19 protein-coding genes and 2 pseudogenes are annotated in these 15932 nt (G+C 52.4%); 8 read left to right on the top strand and 13 right to left on the bottom strand.

The window, feature by feature from the left end:
- Positions 1-43: 43 nt before the first annotated feature.
- The gene (locus LU633_RS05685) at positions 44-301 is read left to right on the top strand and encodes a hypothetical protein (RefSeq protein WP_016192671.1); all 258 of its coding nucleotides are present in this window, start codon (positions 44-46) and stop codon (positions 299-301) included.
- 181 nt (positions 302-482) lie between these two features.
- Here the strand turns inward: LU633_RS05685 and LU633_RS05680 are convergent, their stop codons facing one another.
- Both LU633_RS05680 and LU633_RS05675 read right to left on the bottom strand, forming a co-directional pair.
- Positions 483-1502 (bottom strand): alpha/beta hydrolase, encoded by a 1020-nt coding sequence (locus LU633_RS05680; protein WP_016192670.1) that lies wholly within the window; start codon positions 1500-1502, stop codon positions 483-485.
- A gap of 249 nt (positions 1503-1751) precedes the next feature.
- Positions 1752-2144 (bottom strand): winged helix-turn-helix transcriptional regulator, encoded by a 393-nt coding sequence (locus LU633_RS05675; protein ID WP_016192668.1) that lies wholly within the window; start codon positions 2142-2144, stop codon positions 1752-1754.
- 101 nt (positions 2145-2245) lie between these two features.
- On the opposite strand from LU633_RS05675, the gene LU633_RS05670 reads away from it, so the two are divergent.
- Positions 2246-3097, top strand: a complete 852-nt coding sequence (locus LU633_RS05670; RefSeq protein ID WP_016192667.1) for an SDR family oxidoreductase — start codon at positions 2246-2248, stop codon at positions 3095-3097.
- Positions 3098-3209: 112 nt separating this feature from the next.
- On the opposite strand, the pseudogene LU633_RS05665 reads toward LU633_RS05670, so the two are convergent.
- Positions 3210-3434 (bottom strand): annotated as a pseudogene (locus LU633_RS05665) (mobilization protein MobX); the annotation flags it as partial.
- Between the two features lie 193 nt (positions 3435-3627).
- On the opposite strand from LU633_RS05665, the gene LU633_RS05660 reads away from it, so the two are divergent.
- From LU633_RS05660 to LU633_RS05645, 4 genes are all read left to right on the top strand, one after another.
- Entirely contained in the window at positions 3628-3963 is a 336-nt protein-coding gene (locus tag LU633_RS05660; protein ID WP_052734695.1) for a hypothetical protein, read from the top strand.
- A gap of 8 nt (positions 3964-3971) precedes the next feature.
- Complete coding sequence (locus tag LU633_RS05655) at positions 3972-5186, top strand: IS91 family transposase (protein ID WP_046371879.1); 1215 nt, start codon at positions 3972-3974, stop codon at positions 5184-5186.
- Positions 5187-5562: 376 nt separating this feature from the next.
- Positions 5563-6222 (top strand): HNH endonuclease signature motif containing protein, encoded by a 660-nt coding sequence (locus LU633_RS05650; protein ID WP_040465833.1) that lies wholly within the window; start codon positions 5563-5565, stop codon positions 6220-6222.
- Positions 6223-6231: 9 nt separating this feature from the next.
- A complete protein-coding gene (locus LU633_RS05645; protein WP_046372219.1) occupies positions 6232-6738 on the top strand; it encodes a YrhA family protein in 507 nt (168 codons plus the stop codon).
- Between the two features lie 211 nt (positions 6739-6949).
- Here LU633_RS05645 and LU633_RS05640 read toward each other — a convergent pair whose 3' ends face one another.
- From LU633_RS05640 to LU633_RS05595, 9 genes and pseudogenes are all read right to left on the bottom strand, one after another.
- Positions 6950-7354, bottom strand: coding sequence for a hypothetical protein (locus LU633_RS05640; protein ID WP_016192662.1), 405 nt, complete (start codon positions 7352-7354; stop codon positions 6950-6952).
- On the bottom strand, positions 7351-10170 hold the full coding sequence (locus tag LU633_RS05635) for a conjugative transfer ATPase (protein WP_046372218.1): 2820 nt from the start codon (positions 10168-10170) through the stop codon (positions 7351-7353). The genes LU633_RS05640 and LU633_RS05635 overlap by 4 nt, the downstream gene beginning before the upstream one ends.
- Positions 10170-10574, bottom strand: a complete 405-nt coding sequence (locus LU633_RS05630; RefSeq protein ID WP_016193250.1) for a TIGR03751 family conjugal transfer lipoprotein — start codon at positions 10572-10574, stop codon at positions 10170-10172. The genes LU633_RS05635 and LU633_RS05630 overlap by 1 nt, the downstream gene beginning before the upstream one ends.
- A complete protein-coding gene (locus LU633_RS05625; RefSeq protein ID WP_016193251.1) occupies positions 10561-10821 on the bottom strand; it encodes a DUF7446 family protein in 261 nt (86 codons plus the stop codon). The genes LU633_RS05630 and LU633_RS05625 overlap by 14 nt, the downstream gene beginning before the upstream one ends.
- Before the next feature lie 11 nt (positions 10822-10832).
- On the bottom strand, positions 10833-12347 hold the full coding sequence (locus LU633_RS05620) for a TIGR03752 family integrating conjugative element protein (RefSeq protein WP_152664262.1): 1515 nt from the start codon (positions 12345-12347) through the stop codon (positions 10833-10835).
- On the bottom strand, positions 12344-13222 hold the full coding sequence (locus LU633_RS05615; protein WP_016192659.1) for a TIGR03749 family integrating conjugative element protein: 879 nt from the start codon (positions 13220-13222) through the stop codon (positions 12344-12346). Before LU633_RS05615 ends, LU633_RS05620 begins: the two co-directional genes overlap by 4 nt.
- 70 nt (positions 13223-13292) lie before the next feature.
- Positions 13293-13397, bottom strand: a pseudogene (locus LU633_RS05610) (DUF3487 family protein); the annotation flags it as partial.
- A gap of 11 nt (positions 13398-13408) precedes the next feature.
- On the bottom strand, positions 13409-13750 hold the full coding sequence (locus LU633_RS05605; RefSeq protein WP_407647032.1) for a TIGR03745 family integrating conjugative element membrane protein: 342 nt from the start codon (positions 13748-13750) through the stop codon (positions 13409-13411).
- A 201-nt stretch (positions 13751-13951) separates the two neighbouring features.
- Positions 13952-14305, bottom strand: a complete 354-nt coding sequence (locus LU633_RS05595) for an integrative conjugative element protein, RAQPRD family (protein WP_016192655.1) — start codon at positions 14303-14305, stop codon at positions 13952-13954.
- 296 nt (positions 14306-14601) lie between these two features.
- On the opposite strand from LU633_RS05595, the gene relB reads away from it, so the two are divergent.
- Both relB and LU633_RS05585 read left to right on the top strand, forming a co-directional pair.
- A complete protein-coding gene (gene relB, locus LU633_RS05590) occupies positions 14602-14802 on the top strand; it encodes a type II toxin-antitoxin system RelB family antitoxin (RefSeq protein WP_016192654.1) in 201 nt (66 codons plus the stop codon).
- A complete protein-coding gene (locus LU633_RS05585) occupies positions 14789-15064 on the top strand; it encodes a type II toxin-antitoxin system RelE/ParE family toxin (protein WP_016192653.1) in 276 nt (91 codons plus the stop codon). Before relB ends, LU633_RS05585 begins: the two co-directional genes overlap by 14 nt.
- 127 nt (positions 15065-15191) lie before the next feature.
- Here the strand turns inward: LU633_RS05585 and LU633_RS05580 are convergent.
- Positions 15192-15889, bottom strand: a protein-coding gene (locus LU633_RS05580) for an IS1 family transposase (protein WP_233481998.1) whose coding sequence is annotated in 2 segments (ribosomal slippage) — positions 15192-15640 and positions 15640-15889 — 699 coding nt in all. Because the reading frame shifts where the segments join, the coding sequence is not laid out codon by codon here.
- Positions 15890-15932: the final 43 nt, after the last annotated feature.

Raw genomic sequence — 15932 nt, 5'->3', positions numbered from 1 at the left:
TGAGCCAGCAGCCGTAGCTTTTCACCGTACCGGAGAAAAAATAATGAAACCCTCGCCCGGCATATCAGAACGCTGCCGAAAACTGAATAATGCAGATATTAATGCGTTACTGGCCCATATTGAGACGCTGGAAAGCATTGTCAGCGCAGAACTGTCAGGCCCCGAAACGAAAAGGGATAAACCATTCATGTACGCCATCATGAATCCTCAGGGCGATGCATACTTTGATGATGACTGTGTGTCCGGAGAAAAGGCGCTGCTTGAGGAAAACATTAATAATCTGGATTATGCAGTCGGGTAAAATTTACCCTCCACGATTCTGGCGTTTTTTCGGGGTAAAGCGGTGTGTTCTGAGGCTCGGAGCGGTTTTGCGCCCTGAGCGCGTTTCAGCGGTACCGGTAAGAGATGTTATGTAAAAAAGCCATTGCTATTTTATAGAATACGCATAACAAAATAAATTTATTATGCGTACCTTATTTCATTTATTTTATAATACAGCTATCTTCATCTGCCTTATCATTCCATATCCAGCGAAATGCATCTCCAGCCAAAGAGGCCATGTGAACATAATTGTGTCCCCCATCACCTTGCTCAAATCTATAGTCATAGCCCTTATAATCCAAAGATGATGCCATTTGTTCATTGGCTAATTTCCAGTTACCAAAAACCGTATCGATCTCATTTTTACCATCCTGTAAAAACACTTTTATAGGTTTTTTTTCTTCTTGCCTTACTGCAGAAATATAATAGTCAGAACCACGAATATTAACATAGCTACCTATTGAGGAAATAACTTTCCTGAAGGCATCAGGCCTATGCCAGGCCACACCAAAAGCTCCAGAACCTCCAGAACTAGCCCCCATGACTGCACGACACTCAGGATCTTTAGCTATATTGTATCTACTCTGAACCAGAGGCAAAACCTCATCAACTAAGAAGTTAGCATATTTTCCATCAGCTGAGTCATACTCCAAACTTCTATTATCCTTGCCGCCATAAATAGGTAGCCCATCCCCTTTACTACCTGGATCAATAAATACCGCTATAACTGATGGGATTTGTTTTTGATAAATCAAATTATCTAAAGCATTAGGTACTGGAAATGAATACTTCTTATCCTTTCCATACTCTAAATAAGATTTACCATCTAAAAAAACCATCAGCCTTGTGGGTTTTTTGTCATTATAATTAGCTGGAATATAAATCCAGTATTTATGTTCTGCATCAGGGTAAGCTTTACTTCCCACTAAAGTATGCTCGGTTATTTCCCCCTTAGGAACACCACTCAAACTTAAAAGTTCAGGCGCTGGTTTATAGTTACCAGCATCTTTTAAGTACTGCAACACATCCTTATCAGGAATACCTGGAAAATCAGATTTAAAATGCTCTCTAACCTCATTAAATTCTTTATCATTCATGATATCAACCTGAGCTAGTGAAACTTGTGATAGTATGGAAAAAGATAAAACTGCCATAAAAGCTATTTTTTTTGAAGACTTCATAGAAACCTCAACTTTGAGAATAAATTATTAATCTTTTTTTACATATCTACTCATTTTCATTGAGCTCGCATCAATACTATTCATGATTTTTTTTGCGGCCGGGGCGTCAATAAATGAACTCATAGACGCCTCTGCATCCTTAACGCTATCCCAATGAACAATAACCAACCAATCATGGTTATCTCCCACAGCAGACCCCCTTGAAATAAAACCATTTTGTTTGGAAATTAGCTATTTTCATTTAAATCCCTATTTTTTGTTTAGAACAAACTCCTGGCTGGATTCAATAATAAAAATCAACTCCTGTAACTTTATAGCGACATCTTTACCAAGTGTTGTAAGGGAATACTCCACATGAGGGGGGATTTCATTAAATGAATGCCTTATTACCATACCATCACACTCAAGTAACTGTAAGTTTTGGGATAGTATTTTTTCACTTATGCCATCAATTTTTCTCTTCAAACTACTAAACCGATGCGTCTCTGATAACAAAGCAACAACGATAAGAGAGCCCCACTTACTACTTAGGTGCTGCAAAACAGTTCTCGATGGGCAACCTTTAGCCATAACATCACAACGAATCCAGTCGCTTTTTTTTATTTCATTTTCAGTCACTTGCTTCTCTTTGCTAGCGTTCAATTATACTTACCTTTTTATAAGTACTTACCAATAATTTCATTTCATGTATATTAACCAATGAACTGTAAGAATACAACGAAAGAACGATAAATGGAGATGACATGAAAATTGCGATTACAGGATCTACCGGAAAGTTAGGGCATCTGGTTATTAACAAACTGAAAGAAAAATTAGCGCCATCACAGATAATTGCTCTGGCAAGAACACCTGAAAAGGCTGATGCTTTTGGCGTCACTGTTCGTAAATTTGATTACACGAAGCCAGAAGAACTGGTTGATTCACTAAAAAATATTGATACATTACTAATTATTTCAGCCACTGAAATTGGGAAGCGTGCAATCCAGCATAAAAATGTTATCGATGCTGCAGTAAAATCCGGCGTGAAGCATATTGTTTACACCAGCTTCTTATATGCTGATAGCTCACCATTAAATCTTGCTCCGGAGCATGTTCAGACAGAATTAGATATTAAAAACTCAGGGATTGATTACACGATCCTTCGTAATGGCTGGTATTCAGAAAATTATACTGATTCAATTAAAACTGCACTGCAACTCGGCGCATTCTATGGCTGTGCAGGTAACGGAAAAATATCATCTGCGCCTAGAAAAGATTATGCTGAAGCTGCAGTCATCGCTTTAACACAAGGCGGGCATAAGGGAAAAACTTATGAGCTTGCTGGGGATGATTTCTATACACTGACAAATCTCTCCGAAGAAATAACCAAGCAAAGTGGAAAAGAAACACCTTACTGTAATCTTTCAGAAGATGATTATTCTTCAGCTTTGAAAAAAGCTGGTCTTCCAAAAGACTTTGCTGATGCAATTGCATCATGGGATACTGGAGCATCAAAAGATGCACTATTCAATGATGAACGAAATCTATCAAAATTAATTGGAAGAAAAACAACGCCAATCTCAGATTGTGTAAAAGAAGCGCTGAGTGATATTTAATAAAACAATTTAATTATTAAGTTATTTTGTTTTAAATGGAGAGCTGAGCTGCCCCCTCTTCACTCCATCTATTGCGATAAGTAAAAATAACGGTTCTTTATGAGCCGTTATTTTATTTTTTGATAATCATCCAGGTATTCTCTTTATCACCATATGTAGTGCGAGCATCCACCTTAACGCAGGGCTTCCCATCACAACGCGATATATCAGCCAGTGGGGCTTTTTTCTGCCAGACGGCTTCCATACGCTGCATTTCGGCAATCTTGCTGTACCCATCATTCATAAACCACGTAAATGCAGTCATACAGCAAGCCATAACGAAGAATATCGTCAGAACATAGCGCCCTTACAGGGCGAGCGTCACGGCTCTGCCGTTCCGAGGGTGTTCATGACCGGCTCACAGCTTTATACTCTGCGGTATGTTAATTTCTCAGGAAATCATTCACATTGCCCGTAGCAAAGCCCCCAGAAAGCGTAAACCCACGCCCTCGTCCCGACGCGCTATACCCGGATATCCTAAGCGTTTTCTGGTGTCCATTCCGCCCCGGAGCGATTATGACGACCCCGACGAGTTTTTTTACGACACTCCGCAGGATGCCATTCGTCACTGTGTCCACCTGGGGCCACAGTTTTTCCTCGATACACACTTCGACCCGCCTCTCGTCTGCATCATCCGCGGCTTTGAGCCGCCTGACTCACCCGACGGCGATGTCGTCCTTGAGTCCATGCCAGCCGATGTGTTTATTATCGCCACAGAATCCGGCATGCTGCCGGTGACCTTCGCTCCCTGGGATAAACACACCGACAACTGGGCCGATGACTGTGACGACTGGCACTATAATACCGGTGCCACTGCAGAGCGATAATCCGCCGCATGTATATCCCGCGCCCGGCAAAACTGCTGTTCACCACTGATGACGCCTGGAACCGGTATATGGATAAACACGGGGACACCCTCAGCCCCTGGACCGTACTCTGCGTCGAGCGCATGCTCGCCTGCGGCACTGCTGCCATGGGGGTGAAGCGATACTGCTGCGCCTCCCCGGACTGCACCCACACCCGCTTCTTCTGCCAGACCTGTAAATCAAAAGGCTGCAGCTCCTGCGGACATAAGGCCACGGAGCAGTGGATTACAGAGCAACAGCAAATTCTGCCCGACTGCGACTGGCAGCATATCACCTTCACCATGCCCCATCTGCTGTGGCCCTTTTTCAACAATAACTGGCCTCTGCTCAATGCCCTGTTCCGCGCAGCCACCCGCGCCATGCTCCGCTGGGCCAGAAAACAGGGTGTGGAAGTCGGTATCTTCTGCGCCCTGCACACCTACGGTCGCCAGCTCAACCAGCATCCCCACATTCATCTCTCCGTCACCCGCGGCGGGCTTGATATTAAACACGGCGTATGGCGCGACCTCTTCTTTAAAAAGCATGCCGTGGAGGAAATCTGGCGCGGAGCCGTCATCCGGCTGCTGCGCCACAGCTATGACCTGATTAACCCCGGCAGGCTGCCGGGGCTGGGGCATATCCACGACAAAAAACAGTGGCTGCGCTATCTGCAGGCGCAGTACGGGCGCCGCTGGAAGGTCCACTTCGCGAAGAAGACCCGGGGGGCCTGGCGGAGCGTCAAATATCTGGGCCGGTACCTGAAACGGCCCCCCGTGTCGGCGGCGAAGCTGAGGCACTACAGCGGCGGCGCGGTGGTGCACCACTATTACGACCACCGTACGCAGCAGTACCGGCAGCAGACGCTGACGCAGGAAGATATGATCGGACGTTATATCAGCCATATCCCGGCGAAGCATTTTAAGATGGTGCGTTATTACGGTTTTTTATCAAACCGTAAACGGGGTAGCCTGCTGCCGAAGGTGTATGAAGCCCTGGAGATGGAAGCGCGGAAAAAACCGGAGAAGCCCGGCTTCGCCGCGCTGATGAAAGAATTTCTGCGCACGGATCCGTACAAATGCATTCTGTGCGGCAACCGACTGCGCTTCAGCAGTGCGCAGGCCGGGAGGCACGCGTCGGAGTTGGTGGCAGAAAGACTGCATAACATCGACCGGAAACGATGGCTTCTGGCACAGACTGCGGGATAAGTGCGTCTGAAAAACAGCTTTCAGGTTAAAAACGCGCCGCAAATGCCATTTTATGACCATAACGTTCCCGATGGCACATCATTACTGCATTACAGACACTGCTGCTCATGGTCAGGAAATTTTTAAAACGATGATTCAGTTTCCTAACCATCAAGTGGTATGTCTGAATGAAGTATCCGTCCTGCCTGCCGGACTTTTTTATATAAACGACGATGGCATCCTGATTTGCCGTAATGACAAAGTATTCAGGTTTGGGGGGGAGAAGAGAATCATTGACGCATTTAATCGTGCTGTAAGTCAGCGTGATTACCGAAGTTCAGGTGGAAAACCCACACCGACCTCTTCAAGGCAGCTGAGGAGAGGAGGCACACAGCCAGTGATTTATGAAACCGCAGGAAAAACTCTGAACAGTAAGAATGTCGGGAGGCTGCTGGCTGCCGGCGGTATCTATAACGGTAATGTTGAAGGATTCCGTAAAACTGCCGAACAGCTTGACGGTGATGCAGTTAAAGGATACGACGGAGTTTTAAACGAAACCACGTCAGGCCTGATGGTAGCTGCTGCTTCATTGCTAATTATTAAGAAACCGCTGGCAGCAGAAGAACTGACAAGCTATTTGGGAAAATACAAAAAAGCACATGTTCTAATGGATGATATGAATGTAACTCAACTTGACTACCTGCGGCGCGACCGCACTGAGTACCATGCCTTACGCGGACAGTTCAACAGCTCTGTGCGATCTGGTTTTCTTAAATCTCTTTCCAATCATCCTGATGCGCTATCAACGTTTGATTCCAGCAATTTACAACGTCTGGCGAAAGGAAAGGTGCCGCCTGGCTGGCAGGTACACCATAAAATTCCTCTGGATGATGGTGGTACAAATGCGCTTGATAACCTGATACTGATACAGAACTCGCCTTATCATTCTGCTCTGTCAAAGGCACAGGCGATAATTACTAAAGATCTGCCTTACAATTCCAGCACAAAAGTCTTATGGCCTTCGCCAAACGGCGTAATCTACCCACCGGGGAGGTAAGAAACGCATATGAAAAATATAAATCAACTGCTTGCCATTTTCAGCACTCTGATGACTACGGATGGTTACCCTGTAGCACGTCCCGTTGATCCAGACGTACTGGCAAACCTGATAAATAAATCGTCTCCCGAAGATTGGGACGAATTAAAAAAAACCGTTTATGCGGATATTCAGCGTCTGATGATAAACCGACCGGACTATTCAGAAATGTTTAGCGTCATGGACGGTCTGGAATACAACGGGCTGACGCTGTACAGCGTGGTACAGGCGGAAAATGGTCAACCCCTATGGTCAAATATCTACATCCGTAACGTTGAAGCACGTGACAATCAAATCTATGTTGACCCAAACCTCGCAGATGGAGTGCTGATTGGCGAGGATGGCATGTCGCTGTTCACTTACCATCTGACTGAGGATTGCTTTCAGATACTTGATAAAGCTTCAACTGAATATATCATTGAATCCCATCAGGATTTTAGCGGATTTTTATCAGCCATTATTGATATTGTAAATTAACTGTAAGCGATGCAATTCGTACCACATGCCTGCTTCTGGAGCATCTGCCGGGACGGTTTTGCAGCCATCCCCTTTATGTAACGCAGAATTTCCGGCGCCGATCATTGAATCTATCCTGACAAACTGAACGCGGGCTCTTTGCCGCCCGCAACCGCAACCTGAGGCTTACGCAGCCAGCAAACCGCGCTGCCCGCATAACCCACAGGCCCGCTTAACTGCACACCCCGCCGCAGGCCACCCGGTCAATCTCCTTCAGCACCCACTGCATATCGGTGGCATCCGGCACGCAGATATTCCAGCGAATACCGGTCCTGAACTCGCCTTCTCCCGGCCACAGCGTATTGCCGGTGACGGTGATGAGAATATCCGGCGTTCTGCCCCTGCTGTCTTCCAGATGCACCGCCAGACAACTGCGACGCCCCACCCGGTGTGGGTACGCCGACAGCAGCACCGGTTTTTCCAGTCGCCTGAGTATTTCCTCCCGGAGTTGTCCCAGCGCCACGCTGTCAGACTCACCAACTGACGCCAGCCCCTGCGGCGGGACAGTAAAGATGACGGTGGCAATCAGCGCCCTGTCAGGGACGACCGACGGCGGTTCCATAATCAGTTTTTTCATGCTGTCCTCTGTTCAGTATGCAGACCACGGCTCTCATCCAGCCGACGTGCTACGTGGAACGCCGCCTCCAGTTCGCTACAGTGCATCTGGTTCATGATGTCACGCCGTTCGGCTTTTTCCTCTTTCTCCGTCATCCCCAGCGCCAGACAGAGACTGGGCGGCACGGCACGAAAGAGCGACTGTACCTTACGCGAGAGGATCACCCCTTCGGTATATTTCCTCGGGAGTTTGGTGGCCGACAGCAGCATGGTTTTCTGCTCGTCGGTCAGCGTTTTAAAACGGGCAATCTGCTCCACCTCATCCGGCGGCATCACCAGGCAGATCCACCACTCCGCCATGTTCAGCATTTTTTTCGCCGTATCGGGAAAGTCGGCCAGGTTCTGCGTAAACAGCCACAGCCATGCGCCGAGCTTACGCCACATCTTTACAATTTTGGTGGCATACGGTCCCAGCAGCGGACTGGCGATAACGATATGCGCCTCATCGATGGGCACGATGGTGTCGCGATCGCTGTACTGCTCCCGTTCAGCGATATTATTGATGGTGTTGAGCAGAGAAATCACCGCTATCTGAGCCTCGTAGCCTTCGCGGGCCAGCGCACCCGGGTCGACAATGGTCATGTCCGATTCCGGCCACGGCGTGCCCGGACGGTTGAACAGCTCCCCCTCAAAGCCCTCGGTAAACATGCGCAGCGCTTCCGACATCTCCTCCGCCCGCGCCCGCCGGGCGGCGGTCCGTTTCTCACGACCATCCTCCCCGATGCTGACATCACGGGCGATATTCTGTAGCGCAAACATCAAATCTTCCGGCAGCATCTGCCGGTTCTCCTCATACACCTTACGGGCAGCAATCATCATCGCCTCACGGATCATCCCCCGGTCGGCGCGGGTCATCCTCCCCTCCTCCGCAGCTTCACCGCCGGTTATCATCAGGCGGGCCGCAATTTCCATTTCGCCCGGCACGTCACGTTCTTCATCCTTATCGTCGTCATCGCCCCCGTCCTCGTCAATATCTGGCAGATCCTCTTCGCTGACCATCAGCGCATCTGGTCTGGCCCGCATCAGCAGGTGCGAGTCGGCAAACGGCGCGAGCGAGATGACTTTACCCGGCTTGATGCTCACCCGGTGGACCGTCAGGCCCAGCGAGGCACAGTAGTCGCCAAAAAGTCCGAAGCTGTTACCGGCCTCCAGCAGGAAGATGCACGGCCGGTAGATGGCCATCATCTGCGCCAGCTCACACAGCGCCGTGGCCGACTTACCGGCCCCTGTGGGGACAAACAGCAGCTTGTGGGCGTTCTGGGTCCTGTCGTTCTTGTTGAGAGGGTCAACGGAGAGCGGTCCGCCGCCGCGATTGAAAAAGGTGAATCCCGGATTGCCCGTCCCGGTATCGCGCCCGTAAACCGGTGCCAGGCAGGCAAAATGCTGCACAAACATCAGGCGCGTGTACCAGTTATGGCGGTCCTTCTCCGGGTTAAAACACATCGGCAGTGCACGTAGATAGCTGCTGAGTGGCCCAACGTCATGCTCCGGGTTGACCGGCTCCAGCCCGCAGTTCAGCAGCGTGCTGCTGAGATCCAGATAGCGCCTGTCCAGCGTGGCAATATCACACGCCTTAATCAGCAGGGTCACCGCTGCCCTGTAAAGCTTGTACCTGTTGCCGAGGTAAGTACGCGCCGTGGCCGCGTCCTCACGCGCACGCAGCGAGCCCACGTTCTCACCCATTGAATCCCGGCTCAGGCGGGCAAAATTTTCCTCCAGCCTGTCCTGCGGCTGAATAAGCAGCGTCATGGTCAGCACCGTACCTTCCGGCAGCAGGTCCATGATGGCGTTAATGTTATCGCCCCGCCGGACCTCGCCGGTCAGATGCCCGGTGGACGGAGCATTACGCAGGCGGGCCACCGGCACCGCCCGGTGCGCCACCTTATCAAACCACCACACCCCGTTTTCCGCATCGCTGCGGGGCCGGGTAAACCACAGACTTTCGCTGAAATCATTCAGCAGCGGCAGCTCGCCGGGCGCGTCGTCGCTGTGCCGGGCGCAGCGGTACAGGGTCGCTTTATCCACCCACGTCGGCGAGGGATTGAACCAGCGCAGCAGCCAGCTGTGGATCTGTTCACCGTTCTGCCGCTCGCTGCGGATACCGGCCCCGCTCATCGCCGAGGTCAGCCGATCGCAGACCTGCTTCAGCAGCACCTCCGGGGCCAGAGGATCGCGGTAAGGCGTCTCCACCCAGCGGTAAATCACCATCCGGGTGCGACGGATTTGTCCGCGCCACGGGGCACCGGTGACGGCATCATCCAGAAACAGACCCTGCTCAACGGCGACGTTTTTCAGATGACGCGCCTGCTCGTCAAGCCAGGCGCGGGTAAATGCAGTCCCCTGCGCACGGGGTTTAACGTAGCCGCGCACCCGGTCCATGTACGCGGTCAGATCGGACTCATCCTGACAAAAAAACTGAACCACCCACTGGTGGGAATCCAGCTCCGGCAGGCTGTCCTGGAGGGCATTCTCCATGACGTCGCGGATTTCATCCAGCCTGGAAGCGGGACGGCCTTCGGTGCCGACCGGGGTGATTTCATACACCGCCCCCACCGACACGCCGTCATCCAGCAGAATGCATTGGTGTTCCGGCAGATACTCGCCCCAGGGGATGTGGTCGATTATCGAGGGTGCGGTGTCGTACAGCCTTGCCTCATCGGCGCGGGTCACCCTGCCTTCCCGGGTCAGTGGCTCATGGCCGTTCACCGAAAACGGCCCGTCACCGTGCTGATGCGGATCCTGCGAGCGTGAGCGGCGTCGAAACAGTGAAAACGTCATCACAGATCCTCCGTGCGTTCACCGGGGAGCGCGTACTGCACCTGGCTGTAAAAGGGAAACACGGTGCTGTAGCCGGGCACCGGGGTGCTGCCATCTGCCAGATGCGGATAGACGTACATCACCATGTCCGGATTAGGCAGCCGGGGAAAAGTCTGCTGAATTTCATTTTCCTGGGTGCGACTGTAGCTCTCACGGGTCTGCTGCGAAATCACCCGTTCACCGTCGGAAACGGGCCTGCGCAGCGTGGCCCGGCTCTCCGTGGTGGTGTGCGTGACCGACGCGCCGTCATTCCACATATCCAGCATACTGCTGTCGCCCGGGGGCAGCATTTCATCTTTGGAGGTGCTGCATCCGGTAAGCGTCACCGCCAGCAGGACAGCGGCCAGCGTTTTAAACCTGGTCATATGGGACCTCCGCACCTTCAGCGTCACAGAAAAACGCGGAAATTCTTATACAGCGGTTATCCGGAAGCGGAAAGAGGATATCATTGCCCTCGCGTGACAGTTTGAGACCGACCGCCAGCATCGCCCAGTCGGTGACATCATGCGGCTTGCCCTGCCATTTGCCGTTATCCCGTCGGATGAGACCGCTATAAAGGCGACCACTGAGCGGCGTGTAAACGACGCGGTATTCCAGGTTATCGTTGTGCATTGGGTTCCTCATCAGTCCATGCCCGTGCCGCTGCGGGCCAGGCTGAAGTCGTATTTCACCTTGCGGCCTTTTTCTTCGTAGTCGATGGCCAGCTGGCGGGTAATGTGCAGCGCCACCTTCTGGCCCGGCGGGACGTAAATGGCGTCGAAGGTCTGGCCGTAGCGGGCCTTCACCCAGTCCACGGTTTCACGCATTCCCCCGGCAAAAGCCTTACCCAGCACCGCCTGGCCCGCGTCCCCGGTCAGGCTGGAAGTCACGCCACCGTAGCCGTTGGTCTGACTGGTGTTCTGATTCGCCGCCAGCGAATCGCCGGCTGACGTGGCAGCGGCCAGGCCGGCAATGGTGGGCAGGTAGGTGGAGGCGTTACTTTTGCGCGTACCGGAAATACACGGAATACCGTTATCGTCAGACAGCCAGCCGATGCCGGCATTATTACTGCCGCCGTTGCCGCTGCCCTGTGCGCCCTGACTCCCCCCGCCGTTCTGTCCGTTGGGTGACGGCAGGGTACGGACCGTCCCGTCGGTAAAGACAAATGTGATGCTGGTAATGGAGCCGCGTACGCAGGAGAGCGTCCAGTCGCCGGTGGCGGTGCCGGACACCACAGCGCCCTGCACGTCAGGCAGCTCAATGCCGTTGGCAGTGAGGTTGTCCTTACCGATAAGGACTTTAAACGGATAGGGGTCAGTGACCTTGCCGTCGATCGGAATACGTCCCAGCAGCGCGGTCATCGCCCGGCTGCCGACCAGCGTCGCGTTCTCCGGCAGGGTGTAAACCGGATCGGTATTCTTCTCCGCCTCATTCATGGCGTTCTGCGCGGCCGTTGTGGTTTTAGCCGCCGCCTGCTGTGTGGCATCGGCGGCCTTATCGAACGACGTCGCAAAGGCAAAGCCGGTGGCGTTGTTTTTATTACTGTCGGTTACCGGCTTTCCGCCGGAATCGGTGGCCACTCCGTCCTTTGGCTCCACCCATTGCAGCCCGTCCGAAGACGGTGCGGACGCCGCGCCATTCTGGCCGCCGTCATAGCCCAGCCCCACCGGGATATCACCGCCCGGCCCGCCGTTTTTCGTGGATGACGTGGTGTCGCCGCCTGCGTTTTTTTGCTGCATCTGGTCCATCAGTCGATTCACCTGAGAACCAAGCTCCGCGACCTGACTGCTGAGTTGTGAGCGTTTCTGCGCCTCTTCATTACGTGCGGTGCTGACCGCCTGGCTTATCTGCGTGTCCACATTACCGTTTTTGGTTTTCAGGGTTTTGTTTTCATCACTGAGCTTTTTATTGTCGCCTTCGAGGGTGTTAAGGCGCTCCTCCACGCGGCGAAAGTTACCGACAATGGTGCGCAGGGTATCCTGCGGCGTGTCGCCCTCAACGCCCAGCGTGCGCAGGTCTTCCGGCGTCAGGTTTTTCAGCGAGCCGCCGGAGGCTTTCTGCGTCTGGCTGCTCTGGTTTTCCTTCCCCGAACAGGACTTAACGGCCAGCAGCACCGGCACCGCGACTTTTACAAGCAGGCTGGAGGAAGGCTTCATTATTTCTTCTCCTGTCGGGCGCGTTTGCCGGTGGGTCTGGTCACGGACGGTTCGGCAATAAATGCGCTCTCCGGTCGCCCGGAGGTAACCAGATACAGTACGGAGGTATCCTCCGGGGTGCCGGCCCGCCCCAGCCAGCGGTGCTGAAAGGTGGCGGTGGTGAACTGATCTTCAATAACGCGCGGGTCAAGAACGACCTTATCAGCAGAGCGATTACGTACCTGTAAGGCCACCACGCTGCTGCCCTGAAGGCTCCACGCCGCCATCGGTGTCACCATTACCGGCTCGGACGGCATCACGGTGGTGAGGTTCGACGGCAGCTTCAGCGACACCGGGCTGATACCGGGAACCGCTTCGACGGTGCGCAGCGGCCCGTAAAGACTCTGTGCCGCATAGCGGGTCAGCACCACCGGCAACGGCGCGTTAAGCTTTGGCGGTTTGCGGCTGGCGGGCGTGCTGTCACTCTGCGCCGGCTGACGGCCAGCGCTGTCGCCATCACCGCTCACCGTCTGTTTGTCACTGGCGGCGGCGGTGACCACCTCTCCGTCATAGACGATCTTCACAGGCTCCGGCGTGTTTTTCCCCGGCGTCGCCGAGACGTCCAGCAGAATGATTTCGCCGTTCTCCTTGTTTTGCAGCTCGATACGGGTGACCGGAAACGCCGATTTCGCATCGAGATACACCACGCCGCCGGCGCTCTGAATACGCAGTCGGTCATTCAGCGAGGGCGGAAAACCGACACGCACGTTTTTATTCACAAAGACGATACGCTCCTGCCCGACGACAAGCGGGATCTGCAACGGAATGCGCTCCCACTTCATCAGCTCAACGGCCTGGGCGGCAACGGATGCCAGCAGCAGGGCTGGCGCTATCAGCATGCTGATCCTCACGGTTTTGCTCCTGACGTTTTCTCCGGCTCCGGCAGGGAGGCTGCTTCCAGCCGCTGCCCAGCACGCTGGCCCCCGCCGTCATAAACAGCTCAGGCGTGGTAAACCCCTTGAACACGATGGGTTCCGCATTCAGCCTGTCAGGCAAAAAAGTGATAGTCGCCATACCTGTCCGCCTTATCCGACGATGACCGTGGCGGCTTTGGTTGCCAGCCAGATAACCGTGACCACCAGAACGATACCGACCACAACCAGCATGCCGAACTTGGCCCAGGTGCATTTCCCCTGCTGAACCTCAGCAAAAGTAGCAATAATGGCGCTGGCAACGACCAGTAGCGCTACAGCGGCCAGAATCAGACCGCCCAGCACAATGCCATCGTTAACATAGCCGGAAATCTGACCGTAAAACGAACTGTCAGTGCTGGTTTTCGGGCCTTCGACCGTGGGTAGCGCTGCCTGTGCTGACGTAACTACGCCCACAACCAACAGTGCCGCTGCCTGGTAAGCGCAACGGGTCATTCGACGAAGACAGGAGAAAAGAGAGTGAAAATTCATCGTTGTTTTCTTACAAATTAAAAGAAGAATTACGGGTTAACTGGCGAACAGGAACAGACTGACCAGTAGAAAAATAACGACACGTACCGCAATGCGCTGAAGCGCAGAGGCTTTAACGTTCCCCGCTGCATATCCCAGGTAAACATGAACCAGCCCCCACCCCACCTACAGAATGAGCAGGGCAAGCAGTGAACCAATAAACAGCAGATTCAGAACCGTAGGTTCCACGTTGCCGGTGGCGGCTTTAAATGCGGAGGGCTGGGCGCGTGAAGGTTCAAGGTAAAACGCGATCCCACGGCGCATCGTGCTGATGTCCTTTGTCGCCCGCAGGTAGTCAAAATAAAAACGACCATCATGGCCGTTCTGAACCGACACCACGCGGGCGCGTTCCAGGCTGGACTGAAGCTGATCGAGTTGTTTCATGAGCAGCGCCAGCTCGTCTTTCTCCCCGGCGTAAAGGGGTAACGAGCTGAACAAACAACCAGCCAGACATACCGCCCGCAGCGGTGTGATGTGCATATAAACCTCCTTTTATCAATGGATGCAGGCCAAGACGGGCGAAAAGGAGAGTGAAGGTCAGCAAACAACCAGAATGGAGAATTTGAAAATTTCAGGATGAATCCATAGCGTGGCGCGTCTCGCGCCATCGGGGTTCTTTGCCACCCCGGCACAAGCGGGCTTGCGCTCCCCGCAGGCCACGGCAACCCGGTGAAAAGACGCGCAGGCTTGCTATTTCACCGAGTTATCCCGGCTTGGACTAAAGGGCGCAAAAGGCTATACTGGTCAAAAGGCCAGCAGCATAAGGAACGAAGAAAATGACCACTAAACTGTCCCCCATCGTGTCTGAATTTGAGACTCAGGAGCAGGCTGACAGCTATGATCGCTGGTTCCGGGCTAAGGTTCAGGTCGCGCTGGACGACCCACGTCCGGGTATTCCTCACGATGATGCAATGGCAAAGCTGGAAGCAATGCTGGAAGAGAGACGGACCTTGAGGGCAAAGCGTGCAATGGGTTAAATGGAAGGAATCAGCGCTCAACGATTTAGCCGACATTATTGATTATATTGAACAATATAACCCTGTTGCGAGTCGAAAATTACATCAACAGATAGTACATGTAGCCGAAAACCTCCCTCAGCATCCTTATCTTTATCGTCCTGGCAGAGTTGCTGGCACTCGCGAAATCGTTGTCCATCCGAACTATTTAGTTGTCTACCACATTGATGATTTTGAAATAGAAATTCTGCGGGTATTGCATGCTCGCCAGGAATATCCGTAACCAGCCCTACATTATGGAGACATGGAAAAGTGAAAAAAACGTTATGCTGCATATTATTAAGCACTATATTGGCTCTACCTCAGTAGTTGCGGCCTGCCCGGATGAGGAATCAGGTCGTGACGCAGATTTATTGATAATGATGAAGAGTAAGATACCAACCGATGATCTTATCGCGCATTTCCTCTGACTTCGAAAAGCAAATTGTTCTGCGGGTCAGTCGTTTGATATGTGTGCGAAGATTAAGATTATGTCGTTCTGTCCGTTGGGTATATTTCTTGCTCACCACGTGGCTTGTTGCACTTAACAGAACTTTATAAACCGGCCAGGCATCTGTCATATAAAAGGCAAGGTTAAATTTGCTTAACAGGGCCAGCAATCGTCGCAGGGTCGGGGCATTTCTCGGGCCGAAGACATGGGCCAGAGCACGTTTGCGGATACGGTCATAAGCATAGAACAACCACCGGGGATTGCTTTTACACCGCACGTAAGACCATTGTTCACCGGCTTCACAGCAGATAACAACCTCCGTTTCGGGGTCGATATTCTCAGCTACCTGCTTTGGGGAAATTTTTTTACGTGCCGCAGAACCGTATTGAGGCTGATACCGAGAACCCGTGCGGTATCGCGACATCCGGAACCATTCATGGCCATATTAACAATGGTCTGGTGTGTGTCTGGTTTGGCACCGGAGTAGCTAAAATTGAGCAGAAAGGTCTTTGAACAATGCTTGCAGATGTAACGTTGGGCACCGGATGCTGAATGTCCGTTACATCGTACAGCATGAGTTTCATTGCACTGAGGGCAGACGACATCAACTTTAGCCATATGTTACATCCAAAGCGCAAAGCATACGTGATCAGCAAGTCTG

The organism is Erwinia tracheiphila, assembly GCF_021365465.1.
GTDB lineage: Bacteria > Pseudomonadota > Gammaproteobacteria > Enterobacterales > Enterobacteriaceae > Erwinia > Erwinia tracheiphila.
This window is presented reverse-complemented; position numbering and strand designations above follow the sequence as displayed.

Excerpts from the sequence above, each read along its gene's own strand:
- LU633_RS05685 (WP_016192671.1), top strand. The coding sequence starts at position 44 with ATGAAACCCTCGCCCGGCATATCAGAACGCTGCCGAAAACTGAATAAT.
- LU633_RS05680 (WP_016192670.1), bottom strand. The coding sequence starts at position 1,502 with ATGAAGTCTTCAAAAAAAATAGCTTTTATGGCAGTTTTATCTTTTTCC.
- LU633_RS05670 (WP_016192667.1), top strand. The coding sequence starts at position 2,246 with ATGAAAATTGCGATTACAGGATCTACCGGAAAGTTAGGGCATCTGGTT.
- LU633_RS05655 (WP_046371879.1), top strand. The coding sequence starts at position 3,972 with ATGTATATCCCGCGCCCGGCAAAACTGCTGTTCACCACTGATGACGCC.
- LU633_RS05645 (WP_046372219.1), top strand. The coding sequence starts at position 6,232 with ATGAAAAATATAAATCAACTGCTTGCCATTTTCAGCACTCTGATGACT.
- LU633_RS05640 (WP_016192662.1), bottom strand. The coding sequence starts at position 7,354 with ATGAAAAAACTGATTATGGAACCGCCGTCGGTCGTCCCTGACAGGGCG.
- LU633_RS05635 (WP_046372218.1), bottom strand. The coding sequence starts at position 10,170 with ATGACGTTTTCACTGTTTCGACGCCGCTCACGCTCGCAGGATCCGCAT.
- LU633_RS05630 (WP_016193250.1), bottom strand. The coding sequence starts at position 10,574 with ATGACCAGGTTTAAAACGCTGGCCGCTGTCCTGCTGGCGGTGACGCTT.
- LU633_RS05625 (WP_016193251.1), bottom strand. The coding sequence starts at position 10,821 with ATGCACAACGATAACCTGGAATACCGCGTCGTTTACACGCCGCTCAGT.
- LU633_RS05615 (WP_016192659.1), bottom strand. The coding sequence starts at position 13,222 with ATGCTGATAGCGCCAGCCCTGCTGCTGGCATCCGTTGCCGCCCAGGCC.
- LU633_RS05605 (WP_407647032.1), bottom strand. The coding sequence starts at position 13,750 with ATGACCCGTTGCGCTTACCAGGCAGCGGCACTGTTGGTTGTGGGCGTA.
- LU633_RS05595 (WP_016192655.1), bottom strand. The coding sequence starts at position 14,305 with ATGCACATCACACCGCTGCGGGCGGTATGTCTGGCTGGTTGTTTGTTC.
- relB (WP_016192654.1), top strand. The coding sequence starts at position 14,602 with ATGACCACTAAACTGTCCCCCATCGTGTCTGAATTTGAGACTCAGGAG.